Origin of the sequence: Actinoplanes sp. NPDC049598, from assembly GCF_040675435.1 — a bacterium.
Taxonomy (GTDB): Bacteria; Actinomycetota; Actinomycetes; order Mycobacteriales; family Micromonosporaceae; genus Actinoplanes.
Genome location: NZ_JBFAOX010000001.1, coordinates 158,029 through 183,537, shown reverse-complemented (window position 1 = coordinate 183,537; position 25,509 = coordinate 158,029). Strand labels below are relative to the sequence as shown.

The following is a 25,509-nucleotide window of genomic DNA, read 5'->3' as shown; positions in this document are numbered from 1 at the left end:
CGGCCCGGCGCGCCACCAAGGGCCGAAGGACCCTAGTCTGGCGGTCATGGCCGAGAGCACTCCTGACCTGCCCTCCCTCGGGCTGCGACCGCTTTCCCGCGTCCGCCTCGACGAGCTCCTGCAGGAGATGCTGGACCGGGTCGGCGAGGTGATGACCAGCCGCGAGCGCCTGCGCGCCCTGCTCGACGCGGTGGTCGGCATCGGCACCGACCTGGACCTGCGCTCGACCCTGCAGCGCATCGTCGAGTCGGCCTGCGCCCTGGCCGGCGCCCGTTACGGCGCGCTGGGCGTGATCAGCGCCGATCGCAGCAACCTGTCCGACTTCGTCACCCACGGCATCGATCCGGCCACGCACGCCGCGATCGGCGACCTGCCGCACGGCCGCGGGGTGCTCGGCCTGCTCATCACGGACCCGCATCCGGTGCGCCTGCCGGACATCACCCGGCACCCCAACTCGTACGGCTTCCCGCCGCATCACCCGCCGATGCACAGCTTCCTGGGTGTGCCCGTCCGCACCCGCGACCAGATCTTCGGCAATCTCTACCTGGCCGAGAAGCAAGGCGCCGACCAGTTCTCCGACGACGACGAGGAGATCGTGGTCGCCCTCGCGGCCGCGGCCGGCGTCGCCATCGACAACGCCCGCCTGTTCGCGCTGGCCCGCCGCCGCGAACACTGGCTCGCGGCCGCCGCCGAGATCACCGGCGTGCTGCTCGGCACCGTCCGCCGTACCGAGGCCCTGCGCCTGATCGCCCGCCGCGCCCGCGAGGTCGCCGACGCCGAGCTGGCCATGGTTCTGCTCTACGACGAGCAGACGACCCGCTACACCATCGAGGTCGCCGACGGCCTCGACGCCGACTGCCGAGTCCTCGAAGGCCGAGCCGTCCCGGCCGACCTCGCCGGCCACGAGAAGAGCCACACCATCGACAACCTGGCCGCGGCCGCCGACTGGCCCGGTCCCGTCCCGACCGGCCCGGCCCTGGCCGCTCCCCTGGCCGCCGCCGGCTCCCGCCGAGGCGTCCTGATCGTCACCCAGCCCGCCGACCGTACCCCCGACGCCGAAGACGCCGTCCTGCTGTCCACCTTCGCCGGCCAGGCCGTCCTCGCCCTGGACCGCGCCCGGGCCCAGGAGGAACGCGAGCAGCTGGTCGTCCTGGAGGACCGCGAGCGCATCGCGAGAGACCTGCACGACGTGGTCATCCAGCGCCTCTTCGCCACCGGCATGCAACTGCAGGGCGCGGTCGCCCACGCCGCCCGGCCCGAGGCCGTCAAACGCATCAACGCCGCCGTGGACGATCTGGACGCCACCATCCGCGACATCCGCCGCTCGATCTTCGAGCTGCGGTCCCCCGTTGGCCCTTCCCTGCGCGCCGAGATCAACCAGACCGTCCAGGACGCCACCGAAACCCTCGGCTTCCGCCCCGTCCTCGGCACCACCGGCCCGGTCGACAGCGCCGTCCCCGACGACATCGTCCCCGAACTCCTGGCCGTCCTCCGCGAGGCCCTCGCCAACGTCGCCCGCCACGCCCAGGCCACCACCTGCCGCGTCTCCCTGCGAGCCACCGGTGACGAGGTGATCCTGCAGATCGAGGACAACGGCATCGGCTTCGACCCGTCCCTGGCCCGGGGCGGCCTGGCCAACATGTCCGACCGCGCCCAGGACCTCTCCGGCTCCTTCGAGATCACCCAGGGCCCCTCCGGCACTGGCTCCATCCTGACCTGGCGAGCCCCGCTCTAGCAGTTCCGACGGACCAACGCTGATGAACCACCGCCAGCGCACGCCGGCTCGGGCGCTGCAACCGGCGGGGACCTGCTTCCAGAACGTTGGACGCGCCCGATCACACCGGCTCGGGCACCGCAACCAGCGCGGCCTGCTCCCGGGCGGTCAGGTCGACCACCTGGTCGACTTGAGCGGCCACGTCGGTGCGGTGGGTGATCAGGAGGACCGAGCGGTCACCGGCCTCGGCCAGAAGGTCGTGGGTGAGGGCGGTGGCGGTCTCGTCGTCGAGGTGTTCGGTGGGCTCGTCGAGAATCAGGACGCGGAAGTCGGCCAGCAGGGCGCGGGCCAGGGCCAGGCGGCGGCGCTGGCCGCCGGAGAGGGCCAGGCCGTGCTCGCCCACGAAGGTCTCCAGGCCATCGGGCAGCGTGTCGATCCAGTCGATCAGGCGGGCGCGGGTCAGGCCGGCGCGCAGCTCGTCATCGGTGGCGCCGGGGCGGGCGATGCGCAGGTTGGCGGAGATGGTGGTGTCGAACAGGTAGGCGTCCTCGGGCAGGTAGCCGACGACGCGGCGGACCTCGTCCGGATCGAGCTGCCGCAGGTCGACGCCATCGAGCGTGATGCGACCGGCCGTGGGGTCGAGGAAGCGGACCAGCAGCGCCGCGATGGTGCTCTTGCCGGAACCGCTCGGCCCGACCAGGGCGACCCGCGCGCCGGCGGGCAGCTCGAAACTCACGTCGCGCACAGCGGTGCGACCGCGGACCCAGGAGGCGCTGACATCCCGAACGCTGATCGCGGGCGGGCGGTCCGCTGCCGACAGCGGTTCGACGCCGACGCCAGGGAGCTTGCGGGCCGCGAACGAGGAGTCGGCGTTCGCCAGATCATTTGCCGGGCCAGCCGCCGACGCGAGGCGGGCACTCGGCAGATCGGTCGCCAGGCCGGCCGGGGAGCCGGCGCGGGAGGTCGGGGGGTTGGTTGGCCGGGTTACTCCGGACGGAAGCTGGGCGGGGGTCTTCGGGACGGTGATGGGGTCCGGGGTGTTGATGATCTCGGCGAGGCGTTGGAGGGAGGCGCGGGCGGCGGCGAAGCGCTGGGCGGTTACGGGGAGGCCGGCGATGGATTCGTAGACGGCCAGCGGGGTCAGGACGATGACGGCCAGCAGCTCGCCGGGCAGGGTTCCGTTGCGGACGGCGACCGCGCCGGCGGCCAGGCCGATCAGGAGGCTCAGGCCGGTGGCGAGGGCGGTGACGGCGGCCGAGGCGCCGGCGGTGGTCGTGGAGCGCTGCTCCGCTTGGCGCAGGCGGGTGTCGGCGGCGGCCAAACGGGCCAGTTGGGTCTGCATGGCGCCGTAGGCGGTGAGGTCGGGCAGGCCGTGCAGCAGGTCGACTGTGGCGGTGGCCAGGTCTCCGCGGAGCGGGGCCAGGCGGCCGTCGGCGCGGCGGGCGGCCGCGGACTGGAGCAGGGGTACGGCGACGGCCACGGCTAGCAGGCCGAAGGCGAGCGCCGCTCCGGCGAGCGGGGACAACGAGCCGACGAGCAGCACGGAGCCGAGGCCGACGACCGCGGCCACCACGTAGGGCAGAACCGCGCGGACGAGCATGTCGAGCACCGCGTCGACGTCGGAGGCGAGGCGCTGGGCCAGGTCGGCGCCGCGGAAGTCGGCCGAGCCGGCGGGGGCCAGCGCGGCCAGGCGGTCGAAGAGGCGGATCCTCAACCGGCCCAGCACGCGTAGGGCGGCGTCGTGACCGGCGAGGCGCTCGGCGTAGCGGAACACGCCCCGGCCGAGCCCGAAGGCCCGGACGGCGACGATCGCCACCATGAGGTGCAGCACCGGCGGATGCAAGGCGGCCCGGGAGATCAGCCAGGCCGAGGTGGCCATGAGGCCGACCGCAGCCCCGGCTGCGCCCATGCCGGCCAGCACGGCGAGCAACAGCCCGGGCGCGGCGGGCCGTGAGGCCGTGCGCAGCAGCTGGAACCAGGTCATAGAACACCATCCGAGGTGAGCCGAGCCGCATCGGCGATGAGCTGGGCGCTGTTGGAGGTGTAGCCGGGCTCCGCCGCGGATGGGCCGGCGGGGACGAGGGCAGGCGTCAGGTCGACGGTGCGGTCGGCCAGGGCTATCAGCTCGGGGCGGTGGGCGGCGAGCAGGACTGTGCGGCCGTGGGCCAGGTGGCGGATGGCGGACATGACTTCGGTGGCGGTGGTCTGGTCGAGGTTGGCGGTGGGCTCGTCGAGCAGGACTATCGGGGCGTTGCGCAGGAAGGCGCGGGCCAGGGCGATTCGCTGGCGCTGGCCGGCTGAGAGGCCGGTGCCGTCGTCGCCCAGGACGGTGTCGTAGCCGGCGGGCAGATCGCGGATGAAGTCGTGGGCGCCGGCGTGCTGGGCCGCCGTGATGACGTCGGCGGGCGGGGCGGCACCGAGAGCGATGTTGTCGCGGACGGTGCCGGCGAACAGGTGGGGGCGCTGCGGGACCCAGGCGATCTGGGCGCGCCAGGCGTCCGGGTCGACGTCGGCCAGGTCGGTTCCGTTGACCGTGACGCGGCCCGAGGACGGGGTGACGAAGCCGAGCAGGACGTTGAGGGCGGTGGACTTGCCGCAGCCGCTCGGGCCGGTCAGCGCCACGATCTCGCCGGGCGCGATGGTCGCGGTGAGCCGTAGGGCGGGGCTGTCGCGGTAGCGCACAACGACATTGTCGAAGGAGATCGCGCCTGAGGGTGCAGGGGCCGTTCCCGAGGTGGGCGGTGGGCTGTCGAGGATCTCGAAGGCCTCCGAGGCGGCGGCCAGGCCCTCGGCGCTGGCGTGGTAGTTGGCGCCGACCTGGCGCAGCGGGAGGTAGGCCTCGGGGGCCAGGATCAGCACGAGCAGCGCGGTGGCCAGGTCGAGGTGGCCGTCGACCAGGCGCAGGCCGATGCCGACGGCCACCAGCGCCACCGACAGGGTGGCCAGCAGCTCGAGGACCAGCGAGGACAGGAAGGCGATGCGCAGCGTACGCATGGTCAGCCGGCGCTGGTCGTCGCTGATCCGGCGGATCGTCGCGGCCTGGGCCGGGACCCGGCCGAACAGTTTGAGGGTCGGCAGCCCGGCGATCACGTCGAGGAAGTGGTGCGACAACCGGGACAGCAGCTTGAACTGCTTCTTGTTGGCGCTCTCGGTCTGCAGGCCGACCAGCGCCATGAAGACCGGGATGAGCGGCAGCGTCAGCACGATCGTCACCGTGGCCACGAGGTCGGCCGGCAGAATCCGGGCCAGCACGATCGCCGGGACCAGCCCGGCCAGCACGAGCTGCGGCAGGTAGCGGGCGAAGTACGCGTCGAGCGCGTCCAGTCCCCGCACGACGAGCGCCACGACCGCCCCGGTGTCGCCCGCGCCTGGGCGGTCGGCGAGGCGCCGCAGCAAGGCCAGGCGCAGCTCGCTTTTGACCGCGGCCGACGAGCGGGCGGCCACCGCCTCCTGGGTCCAGGCGACCGCGGCCCGGCCCAAGACGACCACGGCGAGCCAGATCAGCGTGGTCCGCAGGTCGGCCAGGCCGGCGCCGTGCAGGAAGACGGCCGTGATGCCGTCGGCCAGCAGCGTCGCCTGGGCCACGATCAGCCCGGCCAGGGCCGCCCCGAGCACGACCGTGACCACCAGGTAGACACGGGTGGTCCGGGCGTACCGGAGAAGCCGTGGATCCAAGGGCTTCATGCTGGGATCTTCTCCACGCTGAGCCGCTTGCGGAACACCCAGTACGTCCAGGACTGGTAGAGCAGGACGAACGGGGTGCAGCCCACGGCCACCCAGGTCATGACCTTCAGCGTGTACGGCGTGGCCGACGCGTTGGTGACCGTCAGGCTGTCGGCGTCGGCGATGGTCGACGGCATGACGTTCGGGAACAGCGTCACGAACAGCGCGAACACGGCCAGCACCAGGGTGGCCGCGGTGGCCAGGAACGCCCAGCCCTCGCGCCGGGCCCGGATCGCCGGGATCGCGGCCAGCAGAGACACCGCGGCGGCGATCATCAGGATCCACCCGGCGACGTCGTGGTGGGCGACGGCGGTCCAGAGCAGGAAGCCGGCCGCGATCACCACCGCCGGGCCGATCAGGCGCTGCGCGAGCCGGCCGGCCCGCTCGCGGATCTCGCCGTCGGTCTTGAGGGCCAGGAAGACCGCGCCGTGCAGGGTGAACAGGGCCAGCGTGGTCAGACCGCCGACCAGGGCGTACGGGTTCAGCAGCTCGAAGAAGCCACCGACGTACTCGTGGTTCGCGTCCAGGCGTACCCCGCGGACGATGTTGCCGAAGGCAACGCCCCAGAGAACCGCCGGGATCCAGCTGCCCGCGATGATGCAGAGGTCCCAGCGGCGGCGCCAGCGGTCGTCGTCGCGCTTGCCGCGGTACTCGAAGGCGACGCCACGGATGATCAGCGCGGCCAGGATGAGCAGCAGCGGCAGGTAGAAGCCGGAGAACAGGGTGGCGTACCACTCGGGGAAGGCGGCGAAGGTGGCGCCGCCGGCGACGATCAGCCAGACCTCGTTGCCGTCCCAGACCGGTCCGATCGTGTTGATCAGCAGGCGGCGCTCGCGGTTGTCGCGGCCCAGCACGGGGAGCAGGATCCCGACGCCGAAGTCGAAGCCCTCGAGCAGGAAGTAGCCGGCCCACAGCAGCGCGATGAGCGCGAACCAGACAGTCGTGAGTTCCATGGGGGCCCTTAACTAGTAGGCGAAGGCGAGCGGACGGTCGTCCTCGGACGGATCCGAATCGGACTCGGGGGGAAGCTCCGGGGCGCCGGCCCGGGCGTACTTGAGGAACAGCCCGGCTTCGACCACGGCAAGTACGCCGTACAGCACGGTCAGGGTGATCAGCGAGGTCGCCGCCTCACCGGTGCTGACCGACGGCGAGACGCTCTCGGACGTCTTGAACAGGCCGAACACCGTCCACGGCTGACGGCCCATCTCGGTGAAGATCCAGCCGAACGAGTTGGCCGCCAGCGGCCCGCCGAACGACAGGATGACCGCGAGCCACAGCCATCGGCTCGTCGGCGTACGGCCCCGGCGCAGGGCCCAGAGCGCGACCAGCGCCACCGCCATCGTCGCGATCCCGAAGCCCATCATCAGGCGGAACGACCAGTAGGTGACGGGGATCGAGGGCGCGTACTCCCCCGGGCCGTACGTCTTCTCGTACTCGGCCTGGAGGTTGTCGATCCCCTCGACCTCGCCGTCGAAGGTGCCGGTGGCCAGGAACGAGAGCAGCGACGGGATGCGGACGCTGTAGAGCTCCTCGTCGCCGTCGAGCGAGCCGATCGTGAAGATCGAGAAGCTGGCGGGCTGGGAATTCTCATACAGGGCCTCGGCGGCGGCCATCTTCATCGGCTGCTGCTCGGTCATGATGCGGGCCTGCTGGTCGCCGGTGACGAGCACGCCGACGCCGGCGATCAGGACGACCCAGGCGCCGAGCTTGAGGCTGGGGCGGAAGACGTCCACCTGGTTCCTGCGCTTGAGATGCCACGCGCTGACCGCCATGAGCACGGCCCCGCCGGTCAGGAAGCAGGCGGTGACCGTGTGCGGGAAGGTGACGAGCGTGGTCGAGTTGGTCAGCAGCTGCCAGATGCTGGTCAGCTCGGCGCGGCCGGTCGCGTCGTTCATCGTGTAGCCGACCGGGTGCTGCATCCACGAGTTGGCGGCGAGGATGAAGTACGCCGAGAGCAGCGTGCCGATCGCGGCGGCCCAGATCGTCGCGAGGTGCACTTTCTTGGGCAACCGGTCCCAGCCGAAGATCCACAGGCCGAGGAACGTCGACTCCAGGAAGAAGGCCAGCAGGCCCTCGATGGCCAGCGGGGCGCCGAAGACGTCGCCGACGAAGCGGGAGTACGCGCTCCAGTTCATCCCGAACTGGAACTCCTGCACGATGCCGGTGACCACACCGATCGCGAAGTTGATCAGGAAGAGCTTGCCCCAGAACTTGGTGGCCCTGAGGTAGTGCTCCTTGCCTGTCCGGACCCAGGCGGTCTGCAGGCCGGCGACGAGCACCGACATGCCGATGGTGATCGGCACGAACAAGAAGTGGTACACGGTGGTGATGCCGAACTGCCATCGGGCGATGTCGAGCGTGTCCACGGGCGGGTCCTTTCCACGGATGCCCAGATCCTTTCGGGAGGAGGCCGCCGCTGAGGAGGGTCTAAAGTCCTATGCCGCCACAGACTTAAGTACCGGCATTTAAATGCCAGGACTTTCGGCTCTCCCGGCGGCCGGAAGCGCGGGCCAGAGTGGGGGCCATGACCACGCCACTCGAGAAGGCCGCTCAGGCCGCACAGCACGCACCGTCCGTCTTCAACACCCAGCCCTGGTCCTGGCGGCTCACCGGCGACACGCTGGAGCTGTACGCCGACGAGGACCGCCGGCTGAGCACGGTCGACCGGGACGGGCGGCTCCTGCTGCTCAGCTGTGGCGCCGCACTGCACCACGCGCGGGTGACCCTGGCCGCCGCCGGCTGGTCGTGCACCGTGGAGCGCTTCCCGGACGACAAGGTTCTGGCCCGCATCCGCATCGGCGACGCGGTGCCGGCCGACCCGGAGGCGCAGCGCATGGCCGAGTCCATCCCGCGCCGGCGCACCGACCGGCGCTCGTTCGGCGAGCGGGAGGTCACCGCGGCCGAGCTGACCCGGCTGCGCCTGCTCGTCGAGGCCGAGGGCGCCTATCTGCACCTCGTGCCCGCCGACGACATCACTCAACTCGCCATCTCGGCCGAGCTGGCCGGCGACGCCGAGCTGGCCGACCCGGAGTACCGCAAGGAGCTCGACCACTGGACCAGCCGCCCCGAGTTCGCCGGCGACGGCGTCCCGCGCACGACGGCGGTCGAGCCCGGCCTGCGGCGGGTGCCGGTGCGCGACTTCGCCCCGGACGGTGGCGCCGGCCTGCAAGCCGGGTCCGAGCACGACCAGGGCGCCGCCTACGTGGTGCTCTTCGGGCAGGACACCCGGCCGGTCGATCTGCTGCGTGGCGGCGAGGCGCTCTCCGCGCTGCTGCTCACCGCCACGGCGGACGGCCTGGCCACCGCGCCGATCAGCGACGCCGTCGAGGTCGAGTGGCCCCGCAAGCTCGTCGAGGGTCTGCTGGCCGGGCTCGGCGAGCCGTACCTGGTGGTCCGGCTGGGCTATCCGGCCGAGACCGAGCCGCTGCCGCCGCGCCCGCGCCGCGACACGCGCGACGTCATCACGATCATCGAGTAGGAGGGATCACCGGTGAACGCCTACGACGAGACCGACCTGCGCCGGGCCGCGGAGGCCGGGATCCGGGCACCGTCGATCGGCAACAGCCAGCCGTGGCTGTTCCGGCTCGACGGGGGCGCCATCGAGGTGCGCACCGACCCGGCCCGCCGCCTCGCCCACCTCGACCGGGACGGCTGGGCGGCCCGCCTGGCCTGCGGCGCGGCGACGTTCAACGCCCGCCTCGCCCTGGCCGTGGCCGGCCGCCGGGCGGAGGTCCGCCTCGCCCCCGACCCGCGCGACCCCGGCCTGATCGCCCGCCTCACCCCGGCGACCGAAAGGCCATCGGACGCGGGGGCGGCAGGCACGGGAGCGGCGAGCGCAGGGATGGCAGCCGCGCGGGCGGCAGGCGCGGGGATGGCAGGCGCGGGGATGGCAGGCGCGCGAGCGGCTAGCGCGGAGATGGCAGGCGCGCGAGCGGCAAGCGCGGGGATGGCAGGCGCGCGAGCGGCAGGTCCAGGATCGGCGGGCGCGCGGCCGGCGACGTACGCCGAGGTGGAGTTGCACGCGGCTATCGGACGGAGGTACAGCAACCGGGGGCCGTTCTGGCCCGACCCGGTGCCGGCTGATGTGCGGGCCCGGCTCATCGCGGCCGCGCGGGAGGAGTCGGCCTGGCTGGATCTGCTGGTCGGGATGACGGCGATCGGGGCGTTCGCAGAGATTGCCCGGTCGGCCGACAAGGTGCTCCGGCGGGATACTGCCTACCAGGCTGAGCAGGCCACCTGGACGCATGTCGACGCGGCGTGCGCCGGGGCGGCCCGGGACGGCATCCCGGTCACGGCCGGTGCGCCGCGGGCCGAGCCGCAGGATCTGCTGCCGCAGCGGTTCTTCACCGACCGGCAGCGGGTGTCGGGGCGTGACTACGAGCCGGAGCCGCTGGTGGGGATCCTCGGGGTGGCCGGCGATCGGCCGGCCGATCAGATCCTGGCCGGGGCGGGTCTGCAGCGGGTGCTGCTGACCGCGACGGCGGCCGGGTTGGACACGTCCATGATAAGTCAGCCGATCGAGGTACCGGCCGCTCGCGAGCAGCTGCGCCGGTCGCTGGGGCGCTACGGCTGGCCGCAGATCGTCGTGCGGTTCGGCTACGGCTCGCCGGGCCACCCGGCCCCGCGCCGCGACGTGACGGAGGTGATCTGACCCCGGGCCGGCGCGGCGGCGATCGACCGGGGAGTTGCTCTCGGCGGGCTGTGCGGGGGCGATCTCGGCGCGCGCGGCGGACGGGGTGAGGGCGACCTCGGCGGACGGTATGAAGGCAACCTCGGCGCGCGGGTAAGGGCGACCTCGACGCGCGGGTGAGGCGACCTCGGCGCGCGGCGGGAGGCGATCTAAGAGCGCGCGGTCGGAAAGACCTCGGCGCGCGGTGGGAGAGACCTCGGCGCGCGGGTGAGGCGACCTCGGGGGCGCGGCGGCAGGCAATCTAAGAGCGCGCGGTGGGAGAGACCTCGGCGCGCGGTGGGGGCGACCTCGGGGGCGCGGCGGGAGGCGATCTTGGAGCGCGCGGTAGGGGCGGCCTCGCGGCGCGGCGGGAGGCGATCTCGGGCGCGCGGTGGGTGGCGGCAAGGTGATCTAGGACCAACCGGAGGGGACCTACGGCTTCTTTTGTGGGATCCTCACAAAGCATCTCGTCTGCCATGCACGATGCGGGCATAGGTTACCGGCCGGTAGTCGGACAGGGTAGAGGCAGGTGCAGGCGGCGCTCCGGGACCCGGACGTCGCCTTCTGCGCGTAAGTGGTGCTGGGAGGCTCAACCGGTGTTCAGTCGTGTCGCAATCGTCAACCGCGGAGAGGCCGCGATGCGGCTCATCCATGCAGTCCGGGATCTGTCCGCCGAGACCGGCGCGCGCATCGAGACGGTCGCGCTCTACACCGACGCCGACCGTAACTCGACGTTCGTGCGGGAGGCCGACGTCGCGTACAACCTGGGGCCGGCCTCGGCCCGCCCCTATCTCGACCTGGCCGTGCTGGAGCGCGCGCTGCTCGCCACCAAGGCCGACGCGGCCTGGGTGGGCTGGGGTTTCGTGGCCGAGGACCCGGCCTTCGCCGAGCTCTGCGACAAGATCGGCGTGACCTTCGTGGGGCCGAGCGCCGACGCCATGCGCAAGCTGGGTGACAAGATCGGCGCGAAGTTGATCGCCGAGGAGGTCGGCGTCCCGGTCGCTCCGTGGAGCCGCGGCGAGGTGGCCACCCTCCAGGACGCGCTGGCCGCCGGTGAGCGCATCGGCTACCCGCTCATGCTCAAGGCGACCGCCGGTGGTGGCGGCCGCGGCATCCGCATGGTGGCGTCCGGGGCCGATCTGGCCGAGGCGTACGAGCGGACGAGCCAGGAGGCCCTGCGGGCCTTCGGCTCCGGCGTGGTGTTCCTGGAGCGCCTGGTCACCGGCGCCCGCCATGTCGAGGTGCAGGTCATCGCGGACGGGCAGGGCACCGCGTGGGCGCTGGGCGTGCGCGACTGCTCGGTCCAGCGGCGCAACCAGAAGATCATCGAGGAGTCGGCGTCGCCGGTCCTCGGCCCCGAGCAGACCGCTGAGCTCAAGTCGAGCGCCGAGCGGCTGGCCGTCGCCGTCGGCTACCGGGGCGCCTGCACGGTCGAGTTCCTCTACCACCCGGGCGAGAAGCTGTTCGCGTTCCTCGAGGTCAACACGCGTCTGCAGGTCGAGCACCCGATCACCGAGATCACCACCGGCACCGACCTCGTACGGCTGCAGTTGCATGTCGCCGACGGCGGCCGTCTCGAGGGTGAGCAGCCCGGCGAGCTCGGCCACGCGGTCGAGGCCCGGCTCAACGCCGAGGACCCGGACCGTGACTTCGCCCCGGCGCCGGGCCGTATCGCGCGGCTCGTGCTGCCGGCGGGCCCGGGCATCCGGGTCGACACCGGGGTCAGCGAGGGCGACACGATCCCGGCCGACTTCGACTCGATGATCGCGAAGATCATCGCGTACGGCAGCGACCGGGAGCAGGCGCTGGGCCGTCTGCGCCGGGCCCTGGCCGAGACCACCGTCATCATCGAGGGCGGGGCCACCAACAAGAGCTTCGTGCTCGACCTGCTCGACCAGCCCGAGGTGATCGAGGCGACGGCCGACACCGGCTGGATCGACCGGGTCCGGGCCGAGGGCCGCCTGGTCAGCCACCGGCACTCGGCGATCGCGCTGGCCGCGGCGGCCATCGAGGCCTACGAGGACGAGGAGGAGGTCAGCCGGCAGCGGCTGCTGTCCACCGCGCACGGCGGCCGCCCGCAGGTGCAGCACGACACGAGCCGCCCGCTCGATCTGAAGCTGCGCGGCACCTCGTACCGCGTGCACGTGGCCCGGGTCGGCCAGCGGCGGTTCCGGGTCGGCGTGTCGGCCGGCGGGGACGTGCACTCGGCCGACGTGGTGCTCGAGCGCTTCGACGAGCACAGCGGCCAGGCGCTGGTCAACGGCCGGCGGTTCCGCCTGGTCACCGCCACCCACGGCCCGGTCCATCTGGTCGAGGTCGACGGCGTCACCCACCGGGTCAGCCGCGACGAGGGCGGCGTGGTCCGCTCCCCCGCGCCGGCCCTGGTCGTGGCGACCCCGCTCGCCGTGGGCGACGAGGTCGAGGCGGGCGCGCCCATCCTCGTGCTGGAGAGCATGAAGATGGAGACGGTGCTGCGGGCGCCGTTCCACGCCCGGGTCCGCGAGTGCCCGGTGTCGGTCGGCAGCCAGGTCGAGACCGGGGCGCCGCTGATGCGCCTGGAGCCGCTCGGCGACGGCGCCGAGGCGGAGGCCGCCACCGGCCAGGACGTCAAGATCGACCTGCCCCTCGAGAGGACGGACGGGCCGGCGGCCGACCGCGCCCTGGAGCACCTGCAGGATCTGCGCAGCATGCTGCTCGGCTTCGACGTCGACCCGCAGAGCCGCCAGCGTGTGCTCGGCGGCTACCTGGCGGCCCGGGCCGAGCTGGGCGGCCGCCCGCTGCCGGGCGAGCTCGACCTGCTCACCGTCTTCGCCGACCTGCTCGAGCTCAGCCGCAACAAGGGCGGGACCGATGTCGAGCCGGGCAACCCGGTGCACAGCCCCCGCGAGCACTTCCACAGCTACCTGCAGAGCCTGGACGCCGAGCGGGCCGGTCTCACCGAGAGCTTCAAGACGCGTCTCGAGGCGGTGCTCGCCCACTACGGGGTGAGCGGCCTCGACCGTACGCCCGAGCTCGAAGCCGCCGTCTTCCGGATCTTCCTGGCCCAGCAGCGGGTGTCGGCCGAGGCGGCCGTGGTCAGCGAGCTGCTGCGGCAGTGGCTGGCCGGCTCCCCGCCGGCCGAGCCGCTGGCCGAGCAGGCCGGTCTCGTGCTCGAGCATCTCGTCTCGGCGACCCAGGTGCGTTTCCCGGCCGTCTCCGACCTGGCCCGGGGCGTGGTGTTCCGCTGGTACGCCCAGCCGCTGCTGCGCCGCAACCGGGCCCGGGTCTACGCCCAGGTCCGCGACGATCTGCGTCACCTCGACGCCAACCCGGCCGCGCCGGACCGGGCCGAGCGGATCCAGTCCATGGTGGCCAGCTCCGAGCCCCTGGTCCGGCTCATCGGCCAGCGCATCGGTCGGCCCGGCCGCGACCACGCGCCGCTGCTGGAGGTGCTGACCCGCCGCTACTACGGCAACCGCAGCCTGTCCGAGTTCGCCACCCGCGAGGTCGACGGCGTCCGGTTCGTCACGACCGAGCACACCGGCCCGCGCGGGCTGACCCGCGTGGTCGCCGCCGCGGTCGACATCGCCGCTCTGCCGAGCGTGATCGCCGCGATCAAGGACGCCGAGGTCGCCGACATCTACGTGAAGTGGGAGGATCAGCCCGACGCGGACGCCATCGCGGAGCGGCTGCAGGCCAGTCTGAAGATCACCGGGCTGAGGCGGGTCACGATCACCGTGGCCGGCAGCAGCGGCGTCATGCACCACCACTTCACGTTCCGCCCTGGAGAGACGGGCCGCCCTGGAGAGACGGGCGAGAACGGAGAGACGGGCGAGAACGGTGAGAACAGCGCGCTGATCGAGGACCGCCTGATCCGCGGCCTGCACCCGCAGATCGCCCAGCGCCTGCAGCTGCAGCGGCTGCGCGAGTTCCACCTGACCCGGCTGCCCTCGGCCGACGAGGAGATCTACCTGTTCAAGGCGGTCGCGCGCAGCAACCCGGCCGACGAGCGGCTGATCGCGATGGGCCAGGTCCGCGACCTGACCCCGCTGCGCGAGACCGACGGCCGGCTGGTGGCGCTGCCCGCGGTCGAGGAGGCGATCACCGCGGGCCTCGACGCGATCCGCAACATCCAGGCCCAGCGCCCGCAGAACAAGCGGTTCGACACCAACCGGATCTTCTTCTACATCTGGCCGACCACCGAACTCTCCGCCGACGAGCTCAACGCCCTGGTCCAGCGCATCCTGCCGACCACGGTGGGCGCGGGCCTGGAGGAGGTCGAGTTCCTGGCCCGGCAGCGCACGTCGAGCGGCGAGCTGACCGAGGTCTCGGTGCGCATCACGCTGGAGGCCGGTGGGGCCAGGCTGCACGTGGGCGAGCGGACGAACGAGGTCGTGCAGCCGCTGGACGACTACCGGCAGAAGGTGCTGCGGGCGGCCCGGCGCGGCAACACGTACCCGTACGAGCTGACCGGCATGCTCGGCGATTTCGTCGAATACGATCTTGACCAGAACAAAGATCTTGTCGAGGTACAAAGGTCCAAGGGCCGCAACACCGCGGCCATCGTCGCCGGCGTGGTCACCACGAAGACCGAGCGCTACCCCGAGGGCGTCACCCGCGTCCTGCTGCTCGGCGACCCGACCAAGTCGCTGGGCTCCCTCGCGGAGCCCGAGTCGGCCCGCGTGATCGCCGCGCTCGACCTGGCCGAGCGGATGCGGGTGCCGCTGGAGTGGTACGCCCTCTCGGCCGGCGCCAAGATCTCGATGTCGTCGGGTACCGAGAACATGGACTGGGTGGCGGCCGCCCTCAAGCGGATCGTCACGTTCACCCAGGCCGGCGGCGAGATCAACATCGTCATCGCGGGCATCACGGTCGGCGCCCAGCCGTACTGGAACGCCGAGGCCACGATGCTCATGCACACCAAGGGCGTGCTGGTCATGACGCCCGACTCGGCCATGGTGCTGACCGGCAAGCAGTCGCTCGACTTCTCCGGCGGCGTGTCGGCCGAGGACAACTTCGGCATCGGCGGCTACGACCGGGTGATGGGCCCCAACGGCCAGGCGCAGTACTGGGCGCCCGACCTGGCGGGCGCGCGTGACGTGCTGATGGCCCACTACGATCACACGTACGTCCTGCCGGGCGAGACCGGACCGCGGCGCGCGACCACCGCGGACCCGTCGGACCGGGACGTGTCCTCGTTCCCGCACACGTTCGCGGGCAGCGACTTCACCACTGTCGGCGAGATCTTCTCGGCCCAGCACAACCCCGACCGCAAGAAGCCGTTCGACATCCGCACGGTGATGCGCGCGCTCGCCGACCAGGACCACACGGTCCTGGAGCGCTGGGCCGGGATGGCCGACGCCGACACGTCGGTCGTGCAGGACGTCCACATCGGTGGCTGGCCGGTCTGCCTGGTCGGCATCGAGTCGCGCTCGGTCCCGCGGCGCGGCTTCCCGCCCACCGACGGCCCGGACACCTACACCGCCGGTACGCTGTTCCCGCGCTCGTCGAAGAAGACGGCCCGCGCGATCAACGCCGCCTCGGGCAACCGCCCGCTCGTGGTGCTGGCCAACCTGTCCGGCTTCGACGGCTCACCCGAGTCGATGCGCAAGCTGCAGCTGGAGTACGGCGCGGAGATCGGCCGGGCGATCGTCAACTTCGAGGGCCCGATCGTCTTCTGCGTGATCTCCCGCTACCACGGCGGCGCGTTCGTGGTGTTCTCGAAGGCGCTGAACCCGAACATGACCGTGCTGGCGCTGGAGGGCTCGTTCGCCTCGGTGCTGGGCGGCGCCCCGGCGGCCGCGGTGGTCTTCTCGGGCGACGTCAACAACCGGACGGCGACCGACCCGCGGGTGGTCGACCTGCAGGCCCGGGTGGCCGGCGCCACCGGGGCCGAGCGGGCCGCGCTGAACTCGCAACTGGCCGAGCTGCAGTCGTCGGTCCGGGCCGAGAAGGTGGGCGAGGTGGCCGCCGAGTTCGACCGGGTGCACAGCATCCAGCGGGCGGTCGAGGTCGGCTCGGTCGACGCGATCATCAGCACGGCCGAGCTGCGGCCGCGCATCATCGAGGCCATCGAGCACGGCCTCAAGCGCTGACGGCGGGGCCGCCGGGTTCTCGCCCGGCGGCCCCAAAAGCAGGCGGCCCCAAAGCCGGCGGCTCAAAGGCAGGCGGCCCAAAAAGCAGGCGGGCCGAGAAGCCGGCGGCCCCGAGAAGCCGGCGGCCGGGGAGGTCAGGCGCGGGGCGGCCAGACGCGGCCGGCCTGGGCCCGGGCCACGCGACGGCGCGTACGCCACGGGAAGTAAGCCGCGAGAAGGCCGATCAGGAAGAGCACCGCGCCGGCCACGATGACCCGCAGCGAGTTGAAGAAGTTGGTCGACCGGTCGGTGATGCCGTCGTCGGTGACGAACTGCTGCGGGTGGGCCGGGTCGTACTTGATCTGCAGCGCCGGATGCGTGGCCGGGTCGCAGTCACTCGCGGTGGAGCAGGCGATGCGCGACTCGTGCTGCTTGTCGCCGATCCAGTAGCGCAGCAGCGCCGAGGCCTGCCCGATCAGCGAGGCCTCCTGGTAGTCGAGCAGCACCGCGTTGGTCTGCGTGCCGCTGCTCTGGAGACGGTCGGCCTGCTGCGCATCCGCCCGCTTGACGACGATGCCGCCGATCAGCAATGCGAGGCCGGCCGCGACCAGAACACCGGCGGCCACATTGACGAGCACCTTGCCGCGCGTGTTCGGGTGCGAGGGGTCACCGCTGGACATCCGTCGTTCCTCCTGATCGACCGAGGGGGTGGGCGCGATGACTTTAGCGGTCTCAGCTGTGGAGCCACCTGGCGGTCGTACGGGCGATCTCCGGCATCGACGGGTCGGCCGCGATCTCGGCCAGCAGCCGCTGGTGACCGTCGGTGCCGATGCCGTACGTGACGCCGTGCACCACGCTCGTGTCGCGTTGCCCGGCGAGGATCCGGCGCCACTGACGCTCGGTGAACCTGCCCCCGCAGTGCGGCATCGCCCACGCCGCGGCCCGCCGCGCCGCGAGGTCGTGCCCCGGCCCGGTCAGCAGGTCGAGCAGCAACGGCCGGTGCACACCGGTGCCGAGCATCGTCATCGTCTGCAGCGCCCGCGCCGGGTCGCCGCCCGAGCGGCGGGCGAGATCGCGGCGCGCGCCGGCCAGCAGCACCTCCGAGACCGGCTCCTGGAACGGCGACTGCGCGATCGTCATCGCCGCGAACACCCGCCGGTCCACCGCGACGCCGTCCAGCGCCGTGCTCACCAGCGCCGCCAGCACCGGGTCGGCCCCGCCGGCCGGCCCGAGCCGGGCGGTCGCCTCCTCCGCGGCCCGCCGGCCGGCCGGCGTCACCGCGCCGGTCTCGTCGGCCGGGGCGCGGCGCACCGTGTCCGTTTCGTCGGCACGGGCGCGATGCACCGCCGCCAGCAGCCGGCCGGTCTCCCCGTCCGCGCCGGCGACGGACACCGCGCGGGTCAGCCGCTCCCATTGATCCCCGGCGAAATGGCCGCGCTCGATCTTGCGTACGGCCGCCAGCAGGGCCCCCTGATGGTGCCGGTCGCTGTCCGGGGTCTCGAGGTGCCGCAGGACGTACGCGTTCGCGGCCGGGTCCGCGGTCACGTCGAGCAGCGACAACGGCTCGATCACGGCCGGTGACCGCCGGTCCTCGACCAGGTCGATACAGGCTTCGATCATCGGCCGGCCCGCGGCCGGATGCTCCAGCAGCCGGCTCGCCGCCTCCTGCCGCTGCAGCCAGGCGGTGCCCTCGCTGGTGATCAGATCGGCCAGCAGCTTCTCCCCGATCGCCCGCCACAGCGCGGCCGGATGCAGCACCAGGCCGGGCCGCTCCTCGACCAGATCGGTCAGCTCCCCCCACTGGGGACCGGTGAGCGGGTGGCGCGACGTGGCGAGGTCGAGAAGTTCGTGCAGCCGCTCGTCCGGCCGCGGTGGTCCCGCCGGCGGCGGCCGGCTGCCGTCGGGCAACGCCCGGTAGAGCGCGTCCCGCACCGCCACCAGCGACTCGGGCTCCAGCCCGAGCAGACGCTCATAGCGCCGTACGACGTCGCGGCCGGCCGGCAAGCCGCCGCTCTCCCAGCGGGTGACATGCGAGGGGGCCAGCCTCGGCCGGCCATCCGTGCGGTACGCCTCGGCGAACACCCGCCCGCTGCGCAGCTCACCGGCCGGGCCGAACCGCCGGTTGGCCCGCAGCAGCCAGCCGACGTAATCGGCCCCGGTCAGCGTCACCCCTGCATTATGGGGCCGGCCGCAGATGCCGGGGCAGCACCGACGGCGCCACGCAGACCTCGGCCACCGCGAACCCGGGCCGCAGCGCCGCCTCCGCCGTCACGGCGGCCGACGTCCCGCCCTCCTTCATCAGGAACAGCGTCAGGTCCACATCGGCCGCGAGCTCCGCGGCCCCCTCGTGCTCACCGTCGAAGACGACCACCTTGCGCCCCGGCGACGCCAGGGCCACGCCGGCCGCCGTGGCGAACGCCCGCCCCGCCGGCCCGCCGGTGGCCACGAACCGGCCCGCACGGGGCCGCGTGATCAGGGCGCAGGCGAACGCCGACCAGCGGCCGCCGCCCACCACGACCACCGCCCCGGCCGGGATCAGCCGGTCGATCGCGGCCAGCGCCACCCGCGGGTCGACCGTCCCGGCCGGGATCGGCGGAGCGTACCCGGCGAGATCCTCCAGCCAGCAGTCGGCCGCCGGGCCCACCGGCTCGAACCACGGCGTCTTCCTGGCCGCCGGCCCGCGCAGCCGGGCCAGCACCTCGGCCGGATTGCCGAGCACCGTCTCGCCCGGCCCGGCCACCGCCTCGTCCACCACCCGCACGACCCGGGCACCGGTCACCGTCGCCCCCAGGCCCACCAGCAGATCGGCCGCGGCCAGCACCCGCTCGGCCGCCGGGTGGGCGAACTTCCCGGCCAGGCCCAGATCCTGCGCGTGCCCGTCGAACAGGCCCTTGGCCGGCAGGGTCGTGGCCAGCGCCGCGCCCGTCCGCTCGGCCAGCCCGCGCACCAGATCGGCGCAGCCCGCGGCCAGCACGCCCCGCCCGGCCACCAGCACCGGGCACTTCGCCGCGGCCAGCAGACCGGCCAGGCGCTGGGCGGCCACCCGGTCGTCACCCCGCGCGATGCCGATCCGCGGGCGGGGCGCCGGCAGCTTCACCGCGCCCACCCGCACCGGCGCGGTCATCAGCTCCGCGTCCACCCCCAGCACGACCGGCCGCCACCGGTCGGCGGCCAGGCTCAGCGCGTCGGCCAGGGCGGCGGCCGGGTTCTCCCCGGGCCACATCCTGCGGTACGTGGTCACGTCGTGCTCCTCGGCCGCGGCGATCAGGACGACCGCCGACCGGTGGCGCGCGGCCAGCCGCAATGAATCGACCACGTCGCTGAGACCCAGCCCGTGCGGCACGGAGCAGATCGCGGGCCGGCCGGTCGCCCCCGCGTACCCCTCGGCCATCGCCATGGCCGCGCCCTCGTGCCGGGCCCGGACCACCTCGACGCCGGCCTCGCCGAGGGCGAGCAGCAGGGCCGCGTTGTCGTCCCCCATCAGCCCGAAGACCCGGTCGCGCCCACTGTGGAGGATCGCCTCGGCGAAGGCCCGCGCGTGAGTGGGACCGACCATGTGCCTCCGTCCCTCAGTCAGGCCATGACACGATCCAGGCTTCCAGCCGCCGGACCACGTCGTCGAGCGCCTCCTCGAACTCCGGCTCCCTGGTTTCGCCCCCCAGCCGCCGCCGGACCGTCTCGACCAGGTCGTCCTCGAGCTCGCCGAGCGCGATGAGCCGGTCGGCGGCGTCCAGCGCTCGTCGCCGCGCCTGCTCCGGTGGGTCGTCGTAACGCCGGCCCTTGTCGGCCAGCATCATCTGCGAGCAGCGCGCCTGAAGGACGATTCCTCGCCCCGCGATCCCCACGGCCCGCCACCCGCACAACGGCGAATGAAGCACCTCGTCGAAGGCCGAAAGAATAGCCGAATTCCGCACCCCGGGACGATAGCCCGCGCCGATTTCGGCGTTCATGCACCGTCGCACGCCTATCGCGCAGCAAGCTCTCAAACGACTGATCACCGCGGGCTCGCCGGGCCTCGCTTCCCCGGCGACCACGCGATCGGCCGGGCGCCGTCTACGGCGACGTGCTGGACGGCGTTCAGCCGCTCGCTCCGGGCGAGCGGCTGACACCGGTGGTCCCCTTCATCCTCGGCGGTGAGTCCGCCGTCAGCAATCTGCGACTCGTGGCGGACGTGGAGGTCGTGCGCTTCCACGGCGACCTCTACGACATCGCGGCGGCCATCCCGGACGGGGCCCGGCGGGCCGTCCGCCCGCTGGTCGTCAGAACGGCGCGGGGCCGCTTCCCGACAGGGAGACGAGGATCTGCGTGGCGAGGAGCTTGCGGACGCCCGTCACGGCCACGGAGCCGATCTGGTCGTACGGCAGCTCGAGCGACAGCTCGTCCTTGGCGTCACGGATGTCCGCGTCCTTCTGGTCCGGGCGGAACGTGCCGCCCCATCCGTTGATGCCGCCGCGCTGGTTGGTGCTCAGTGATGCCATGCCGGACACATGGGTGCCGTCGACGAGAGTGAGCCTCGCCGGACCGGAGTAGGTCGTCATAACCCCCAACGGTAGCGGGCACGGCCGCCGTGGCGGCTCACCGTGGGGGCCTTTGAACCCCGTTTGTCGTCCGAAGGTTGACCAGAAACGCGCTCGGAGCACCAAAGTAAGCAACTCGTCACGGAATGTGGGCATTTCGACGAGGAGCCCGGCCCCCACGGGCGCCGCCGAGAATCCGTACAAAATGGTGTTGATCTGCAGTGTCGGTGATCACCGCGAGGGCGGCCGTTATTCTTCTCCGCTGAGCGGGGAGAGGGGCGCCGGATGGCCCAGCTGCACTATCGGTACGCGGCGATGAACAGTGGCAAGAGCACGATGGTGCTGCAGTACCGGCACACCTACGCCGCGTGCGGGCGGACGGGGCTGCTGATGACCCGGCTGGATCGCGCCGGGGCGGGGATCGTGTCGTCGCGGATCGGGATAGAGGCGAACGCGATCGAGTTCGAGGCGGACATGGACCTCAAGCACCGGGTGCTGTCGTTCAGCGGGCCCCGGGTCGATCACGTGATCGTGGACGAGGCGCAGTTCCTGTCGCCGGAGCAGGTCGATCAGCTGGCCGAGCTGGTCGACGAGCACGACATCGACGTGTTCACGTTCGGGCTGCTGTCGGACTTCCGCGGCGAGCAGTTCCCGGGGGCGGCCCGCCTGGTCGTGGTGGCCGACATCGTGGAGGCGCTGCAGGTCTATCCGATGTGCTGGTGCGGGCAGCCGGCCCGGATGAACGCGCGTGTCACCGGCGGGGTGATGGTCCGCGACGGGGACACGGTCGTGGTCGGCAACACCGACGCGGACGCCGAGGTGGGCTATGTGGTGCTGTGCCGGCGGCATCACCGGGCCGGGCAGCCGTACGCGCTCAACCCGGTGTCACAGCCGGGCGATCACGGCCTCGGCGACCCGCTGGGCGTCGGGCAGATCGTCCCCGCCCCGCGAGTAGACGTCGATCTGCATGGTCCCGTCGAGCACGTATAGGTGCCCGGCGCTGAAGTACGCGTCGTCACCGAGCCCGTCGACCGTCTCGTTGCCGTCGACCGTGGGGCGGAAGTCCTGGGGCGTGGTCCGGCCCAGGAAGATCGCCAGCTGGCCGTCCTCCTGCTGCCACTGACAGTAGCGGGTGGGGGCGCTGTCGTCCGCGCCGTCCTCGTCGATCTGCGTGACCTCGCGATGGGTCAGCTCCCGCACGTCGTGCCGGCTGAGCAGCGCGCACGGGTCGGGGATGTCCGCTTGATCGCTCGACCCGAACCCGCTGCGGGCCGCCGGCGTGGTCGGCGTGGGGGCCGAGGCGGCGGGGGCACTGCAGCCGGCGAGGGCCGCGGCCGCGAGGACGCCGATCCAGCGGTTCAAGGGTGTCTCCTGACTGTTGGTCCGACCAGGTTCGCGACCTTGGGGGGCCCGCGTCGAGAGGCGGAACCGAACTTCAGCCGTTAGGGAGCGCTTGACAGTGGTGGCGGTCACACCGGATAACTAACGTACCGGTTCGTACATAGATGGAGCTCACCATGTCGGCTGCCCTGCCCGAGCCTCTCCCGCTGCGCCGCATGATCGGCCCCGGCGTCGTGGCCGCCGGCATCGGCCTGGCCGCCGGCGAGATCATCCTGTGGCCCTACCTGACCGCGATCGGCGGCCTCGGTCTGCTCTGGCTGGCCTTCTGCACGCTGGCCATCCAGTTCGTGATCAACATGGAGATCGAGCGGTACACCCTGGCCACCGGCCAGACCGTCGTGGCGGGCTTCTCCCGCTGGTGGCGGGGCTGGGGCATCATCATCTGCCTGGCCGGCGCCTTCCAGTACGCGTGGCCGGGCTGGGCGACCAGCGGCTCCACCGTCTTCACGTATCTCGCCGGCTGGGGCGATCCGGTCTGGATCACCGTCGTCAGTCTCTTCGCCGTCGGCGTGCTGCTCACCCTCTCCAAGGTCGTCTACACGACGGTCGAGCGCGTCGAGATGCTCAAGGTCGCCCTGACGCTCTTCTTCCTGATCGTCGTGGTCGTCTTCGTCATCTCACTGTCCACCTGGGGCGACGCCGCCTCCGCGACGGTGACCGAGTTCGGGCGCATCCCGCCGGGCATCACCTTCACCCTGATCCTGAGCGCCATCGGGGCCGCCGGCGCCGGCGGCGTCCACAACCTGGTCCTCTCCAACTGGATCCGCGACAAGCGGTACGGCATGGGCGCGCACGCCCCCCGCCTGGTCTCCCCCATCACCGGCCGCGAGGAGGCCGCCGGCGCCGACCGCTACGTCATGTCGACCGACGCCGGCAACCTGGCCCGCTGGCGCGTCTGGTGGAAACGCGCCAACGCCGAACACCTCGTCACGTTCGTCGCCGTCTGCTTCGTGACCATCAGCGTCATGAGCCTGCTCGCCTACGAGACCCTCTTCGGCCGCGACGACCTCAAGAACGACACCTCGTTCCTGCGCATCGAGGCCGGCCTGCTCGCCTCGCTCGTCGGCGGCTGGCTGAAGCTGCTGTTCCTCGCGGTCGCCGCGGTCTCCCTGTGGGCCGCCGCGATGGGCCTGCTCGACATCATCGGCCGCGTCGCGTCGGACTTCCTGCACCGCACGTACCTGATGGACTCGACGCGCTGGACCGAGCCGCGCCTCTACCTGACCGTCGTGTGGGCGGAGATCGTGCTGGGCTCGGTGATTTTGCTGGCCGGCTTCACCCAGCCGTTGGGCCTGCTGATCGTGTCCACCTGCGCCGCTTCGGTGGTCACCTTGCTCTACTCGATCCTGCTGATCCGCCTCAACATCCGCGACCTGCCTGCGGCGGTCCGCATGCGCGGCTGGCGCCTGGCCGGCATGGTGATCGCGATCGGCTTCTACGGCTTCTTCGCGGTCGCGATGGTGGTCACCCAACTGCAAAAGCTGTAGCAGGCGTCGTCAGCAGTCACCAGGCTTCCGGGGTAGGCGGGTAGCCGAGCCATCGATGGGCTCTTGTCTCAGGTCCACGCAATGGTCACCATGAGTTCATGGGCGATGACAGAAGTCGCACGCCGACGGGCACGCCCGAATCGCCCGGCGCTGCACGCGAGGGATCACCGGCGAGTGGGGTGAACGTCGCCGCCGAACCCTCCATGCGTGGCGACAACAATCGGATTCTCGAACCCCTCTCGTCTTATCCGTCCCGGCGTGGCGTTCTCGCGATCGCCACGGCGACCTTGACCCTGTCCGGCCTTTTCGGATACGCGTTCCAAGTCGGCGCCGACGGGATGAGCTGGCCTACAGCAGCCGCCATTGTCGTCGTCACGGTCGTCGGCGTGCTGGTCGCGCCGCTGCTCGTCGCCGTGGCGGCAGCCCGCTCACAACGCCGCGAGCGCGACGTCTCGCGCCTGCGCGTCGCTCGCATCGGCGAGTTGGATCGCCGAGGTCAGCTCACTGTGATCCAACAGCTGCGTGCGGAGGCCGCCCGGCTCACCGACGAATTCACCAAAGGTCAGGATCAGTCGAATGCCGCAGCCCATCCCCTGCTGGCCATGGAGTTCGCCCTGGTTGCCCGACGGCTGAGAGTCCTTCGCGAACGTCGGAAGAGCTTGGCCTGGGCCGTGGACGCACAGGCGCAGATCTACACCGCCCAAGCCCTCCACCTTCGCTTGCGCCGCCGCCTCCGGGCGGCTCGCCTCATGTACGCCGTGAACCTCCCGCTGACCAGGCAGGCCGCGACGAACTTCGCGGCCACCACGGCCGCCGACCGCATCGACCGGCTGACCGGGACGTTCGCCACCTACCTGACCCCGACGGGCGGTTCCGATGCCTGAGCAGAGCAGTCCGGTCACGACATCAACCGCCTGGCCCCACCTGCTTCCGCCCGGCACCATCGCCGAGTGGAAGCGCGTCGACCCGAACGCCCCAGCCGTCCTGCTCCAGCAGATCACCGAAGACGCCCGCCACATGCGCCGGATGGCCTGGGCCCGTCTGATCTCCGCCGTAACCCTGTTCGCGGGCTCCCTGGGCGTCTCAGCCCTCTTCGTTCACACCGGCGCCGCCGCGGGCGGCGCCGTGAGCGCCGGCGCCGGCACCATCACCGTCGTCACCATCCTGTGCTGACCGGCCGGCCGCCCCTACCTCGCCGAAAGTAACTCCGTCCGCGCAGCCGGCTGAACTCGGTCAGCCCTCTTCGCGGAACTCGACCCTGATCCGAGACCGCCCGCTCTCGTCGACCCACGGCACGACACCCGTGAGCACCGCATCCTCCGGTGCCGACTCGATCGCCTGAGCGATATCACCCGCGATCACCATCGCCGTGAACGCGTCCATGGCCATGAGGTTCTGAACGTCCTCGGGGCCGCCGAGCGCGATCGACGGCGAGTAAACGAGATTTCTTGAGGGATCCACAGAGCCGAACTTCTCAACCGCGGCGATGTCGATGTCGTCATACGGCTCCACCGCGATACGAAGAAGTTCTTCTTCCAGAAACTCGGTGAACGTATCCGCGATGACTTCCGGCTCCAGGAAGTTCGCCTCGAGCAGGTAGATCTCCGGCAGGTATCCGTCCGACGGATCCGCATGCTTGAGCGCGTACAGATCCCCGAAGAACGTCTCGCCGATGACGAGATAAGGCCCGACCCGTCGATCCCAGGCGAAGCGCCACCGGCTTTCCTGATTCCAAGCCCGGATGTCCATGTAAGCATCCGGGCGGATACCGAAAAGCCGGTTGGCTCCGCCGTGCACGCTGAATCCATTCAGACGCTGAAGCGTTTCGCGATAATCCGACGGCAGCACAGCGAGTGCCGGGTCAGATAACGCGTTGGACTCGACCGGCTGTCCGACGTAGGCGACGCCCGCTTCGAGCAGCCGATCAAGCACCTTGTCCAGCATG

The 25,509-nt window shown here is 71.9% G+C and carries 19 protein-coding genes; 8 read left to right on the top strand and 11 right to left on the bottom strand.

The features are described 5' to 3' along the window. Positions 1 to 46 precede the first annotated feature (46 nt). Entirely contained in the window at positions 47 to 1,735 is a 1,689-nt protein-coding gene (locus tag AB0J66_RS00905; protein WP_364654537.1) for a GAF domain-containing sensor histidine kinase, read from the top strand. Between the two features lie 100 nt (positions 1,736 to 1,835). On the opposite strand, the gene AB0J66_RS00900 is transcribed toward AB0J66_RS00905, so the two are convergent. From AB0J66_RS00900 to AB0J66_RS00885, 4 genes are read right to left on the bottom strand one after another with little or no spacing between them, the layout of a single operon-like run. Beyond that, positions 1,836 to 3,698, bottom strand: a complete 1,863-nt coding sequence (locus AB0J66_RS00900) for a thiol reductant ABC exporter subunit CydC (protein ID WP_364654536.1) — start codon at positions 3,696 to 3,698, stop codon at positions 1,836 to 1,838. Next, a complete protein-coding gene (gene cydD / locus AB0J66_RS00895; protein WP_364654533.1) occupies positions 3,695 to 5,398 on the bottom strand; it encodes a thiol reductant ABC exporter subunit CydD in 1,704 nt (567 codons plus the stop codon). Before cydD ends, AB0J66_RS00900 begins: the two co-directional genes overlap by 4 nt. Next, a complete protein-coding gene (cydB, locus tag AB0J66_RS00890) occupies positions 5,395 to 6,390 on the bottom strand; it encodes a cytochrome d ubiquinol oxidase subunit II (protein ID WP_364654531.1) in 996 nt (331 codons plus the stop codon). The genes cydD and cydB overlap by 4 nt, the downstream gene beginning before the upstream one ends. Before the next feature lie 12 nt (positions 6,391 to 6,402). Next, positions 6,403 to 7,803 carry a cytochrome ubiquinol oxidase subunit I gene (locus AB0J66_RS00885; RefSeq protein WP_364654529.1) on the bottom strand — a complete coding sequence of 467 codons (1,401 nt, stop codon included), beginning with the start codon at positions 7,801 to 7,803 and terminating at the stop codon, positions 6,403 to 6,405. Between the two features lie 158 nt (positions 7,804 to 7,961). Between AB0J66_RS00885 and AB0J66_RS00880 the strand changes: the two genes are divergently transcribed. The 3 genes from AB0J66_RS00880 (at position 7,962) to AB0J66_RS00870 (ending at position 16,180) form a co-directional block, all read left to right on the top strand. Further along, on the top strand, positions 7,962 to 8,915 hold the full coding sequence (locus AB0J66_RS00880) for a nitroreductase (RefSeq protein ID WP_364654527.1): 954 nt from the start codon (positions 7,962 to 7,964) through the stop codon (positions 8,913 to 8,915). A gap of 12 nt (positions 8,916 to 8,927) precedes the next feature. Continuing rightward, positions 8,928 to 10,088 (top strand): nitroreductase, encoded by a 1,161-nt coding sequence (locus AB0J66_RS00875; protein ID WP_364654525.1) that lies wholly within the window; start codon positions 8,928 to 8,930, stop codon positions 10,086 to 10,088. A 614-nt stretch (positions 10,089 to 10,702) separates the two neighbouring features. Beyond that, on the top strand, positions 10,703 to 16,180 hold the full coding sequence (locus AB0J66_RS00870; RefSeq protein WP_364654523.1) for a biotin carboxylase N-terminal domain-containing protein: 5,478 nt from the start codon (positions 10,703 to 10,705) through the stop codon (positions 16,178 to 16,180). 134 nt (positions 16,181 to 16,314) lie between these two features. Here the strand turns inward: AB0J66_RS00870 and AB0J66_RS00865 are convergent, their stop codons facing one another. From AB0J66_RS00865 to AB0J66_RS00845, 5 genes are all read right to left on the bottom strand, one after another. Continuing rightward, entirely contained in the window at positions 16,315 to 16,839 is a 525-nt protein-coding gene (locus AB0J66_RS00865) for a hypothetical protein (protein ID WP_364654521.1), read from the bottom strand. 52 nt (positions 16,840 to 16,891) lie between these two features. After that, complete coding sequence (locus tag AB0J66_RS00860) at positions 16,892 to 18,328, bottom strand: hypothetical protein (RefSeq protein ID WP_364654519.1); 1,437 nt, start codon at positions 18,326 to 18,328, stop codon at positions 16,892 to 16,894. A gap of 7 nt (positions 18,329 to 18,335) precedes the next feature. After that, positions 18,336 to 19,715, bottom strand: coding sequence for a thiamine pyrophosphate-binding protein (locus tag AB0J66_RS00855; protein WP_364654517.1), 1,380 nt, complete (start codon positions 19,713 to 19,715; stop codon positions 18,336 to 18,338). A 13-nt stretch (positions 19,716 to 19,728) separates the two neighbouring features. Further along, positions 19,729 to 20,109, bottom strand: a complete 381-nt coding sequence (locus AB0J66_RS00850) for a hypothetical protein (RefSeq protein ID WP_364654515.1) — start codon at positions 20,107 to 20,109, stop codon at positions 19,729 to 19,731. Positions 20,110 to 20,418: 309 nt separating this feature from the next. Beyond that, positions 20,419 to 20,697: a hypothetical protein gene (locus AB0J66_RS00845; protein ID WP_364654514.1), complete on the bottom strand. Its 279-nt coding sequence runs from the start codon at positions 20,695 to 20,697 to the stop codon at positions 20,419 to 20,421. Positions 20,698 to 20,961: 264 nt separating this feature from the next. Between AB0J66_RS00845 and AB0J66_RS00840 the strand changes: the two genes are divergently transcribed. Beyond that, positions 20,962 to 21,666, top strand: coding sequence for a thymidine kinase (locus tag AB0J66_RS00840; protein WP_364654512.1), 705 nt, complete (start codon positions 20,962 to 20,964; stop codon positions 21,664 to 21,666). On the opposite strand, the gene AB0J66_RS00835 is transcribed toward AB0J66_RS00840, so the two are convergent. After that, positions 21,562 to 22,038 (bottom strand): DUF3558 family protein, encoded by a 477-nt coding sequence (locus AB0J66_RS00835; protein ID WP_364654510.1) that lies wholly within the window; start codon positions 22,036 to 22,038, stop codon positions 21,562 to 21,564. The genes AB0J66_RS00840 and AB0J66_RS00835 overlap by 105 nt on opposite strands. A gap of 155 nt (positions 22,039 to 22,193) precedes the next feature. Here AB0J66_RS00835 and AB0J66_RS00830 point away from each other — a divergent pair, with 155 nt between their 5' ends. The 3 genes from AB0J66_RS00830 (at position 22,194) to AB0J66_RS00820 (ending at position 24,737) form a co-directional block, all read left to right on the top strand. After that, positions 22,194 to 23,564 carry an Nramp family divalent metal transporter gene (locus tag AB0J66_RS00830; protein ID WP_364654509.1) on the top strand — a complete coding sequence of 457 codons (1,371 nt, stop codon included), beginning with the start codon at positions 22,194 to 22,196 and terminating at the stop codon, positions 23,562 to 23,564. 98 nt (positions 23,565 to 23,662) lie between these two features. Then, the gene (locus AB0J66_RS00825; RefSeq protein ID WP_364654508.1) at positions 23,663 to 24,448 is read left to right on the top strand and encodes a hypothetical protein; all 786 of its coding nucleotides are present in this window, start codon (positions 23,663 to 23,665) and stop codon (positions 24,446 to 24,448) included. Further along, a complete protein-coding gene (locus AB0J66_RS00820; protein ID WP_364654507.1) occupies positions 24,441 to 24,737 on the top strand; it encodes a hypothetical protein in 297 nt (98 codons plus the stop codon). The genes AB0J66_RS00825 and AB0J66_RS00820 overlap by 8 nt, the downstream gene beginning before the upstream one ends. Positions 24,738 to 24,797: 60 nt before the next feature. Here AB0J66_RS00820 and AB0J66_RS00815 read toward each other — a convergent pair whose 3' ends face one another. Beyond that, positions 24,798 to 25,508, bottom strand: a complete 711-nt coding sequence (locus tag AB0J66_RS00815; protein WP_364654505.1) for an SMI1/KNR4 family protein — start codon at positions 25,506 to 25,508, stop codon at positions 24,798 to 24,800. Between the last annotated feature and the right edge of the window lies 1 nt (position 25,509).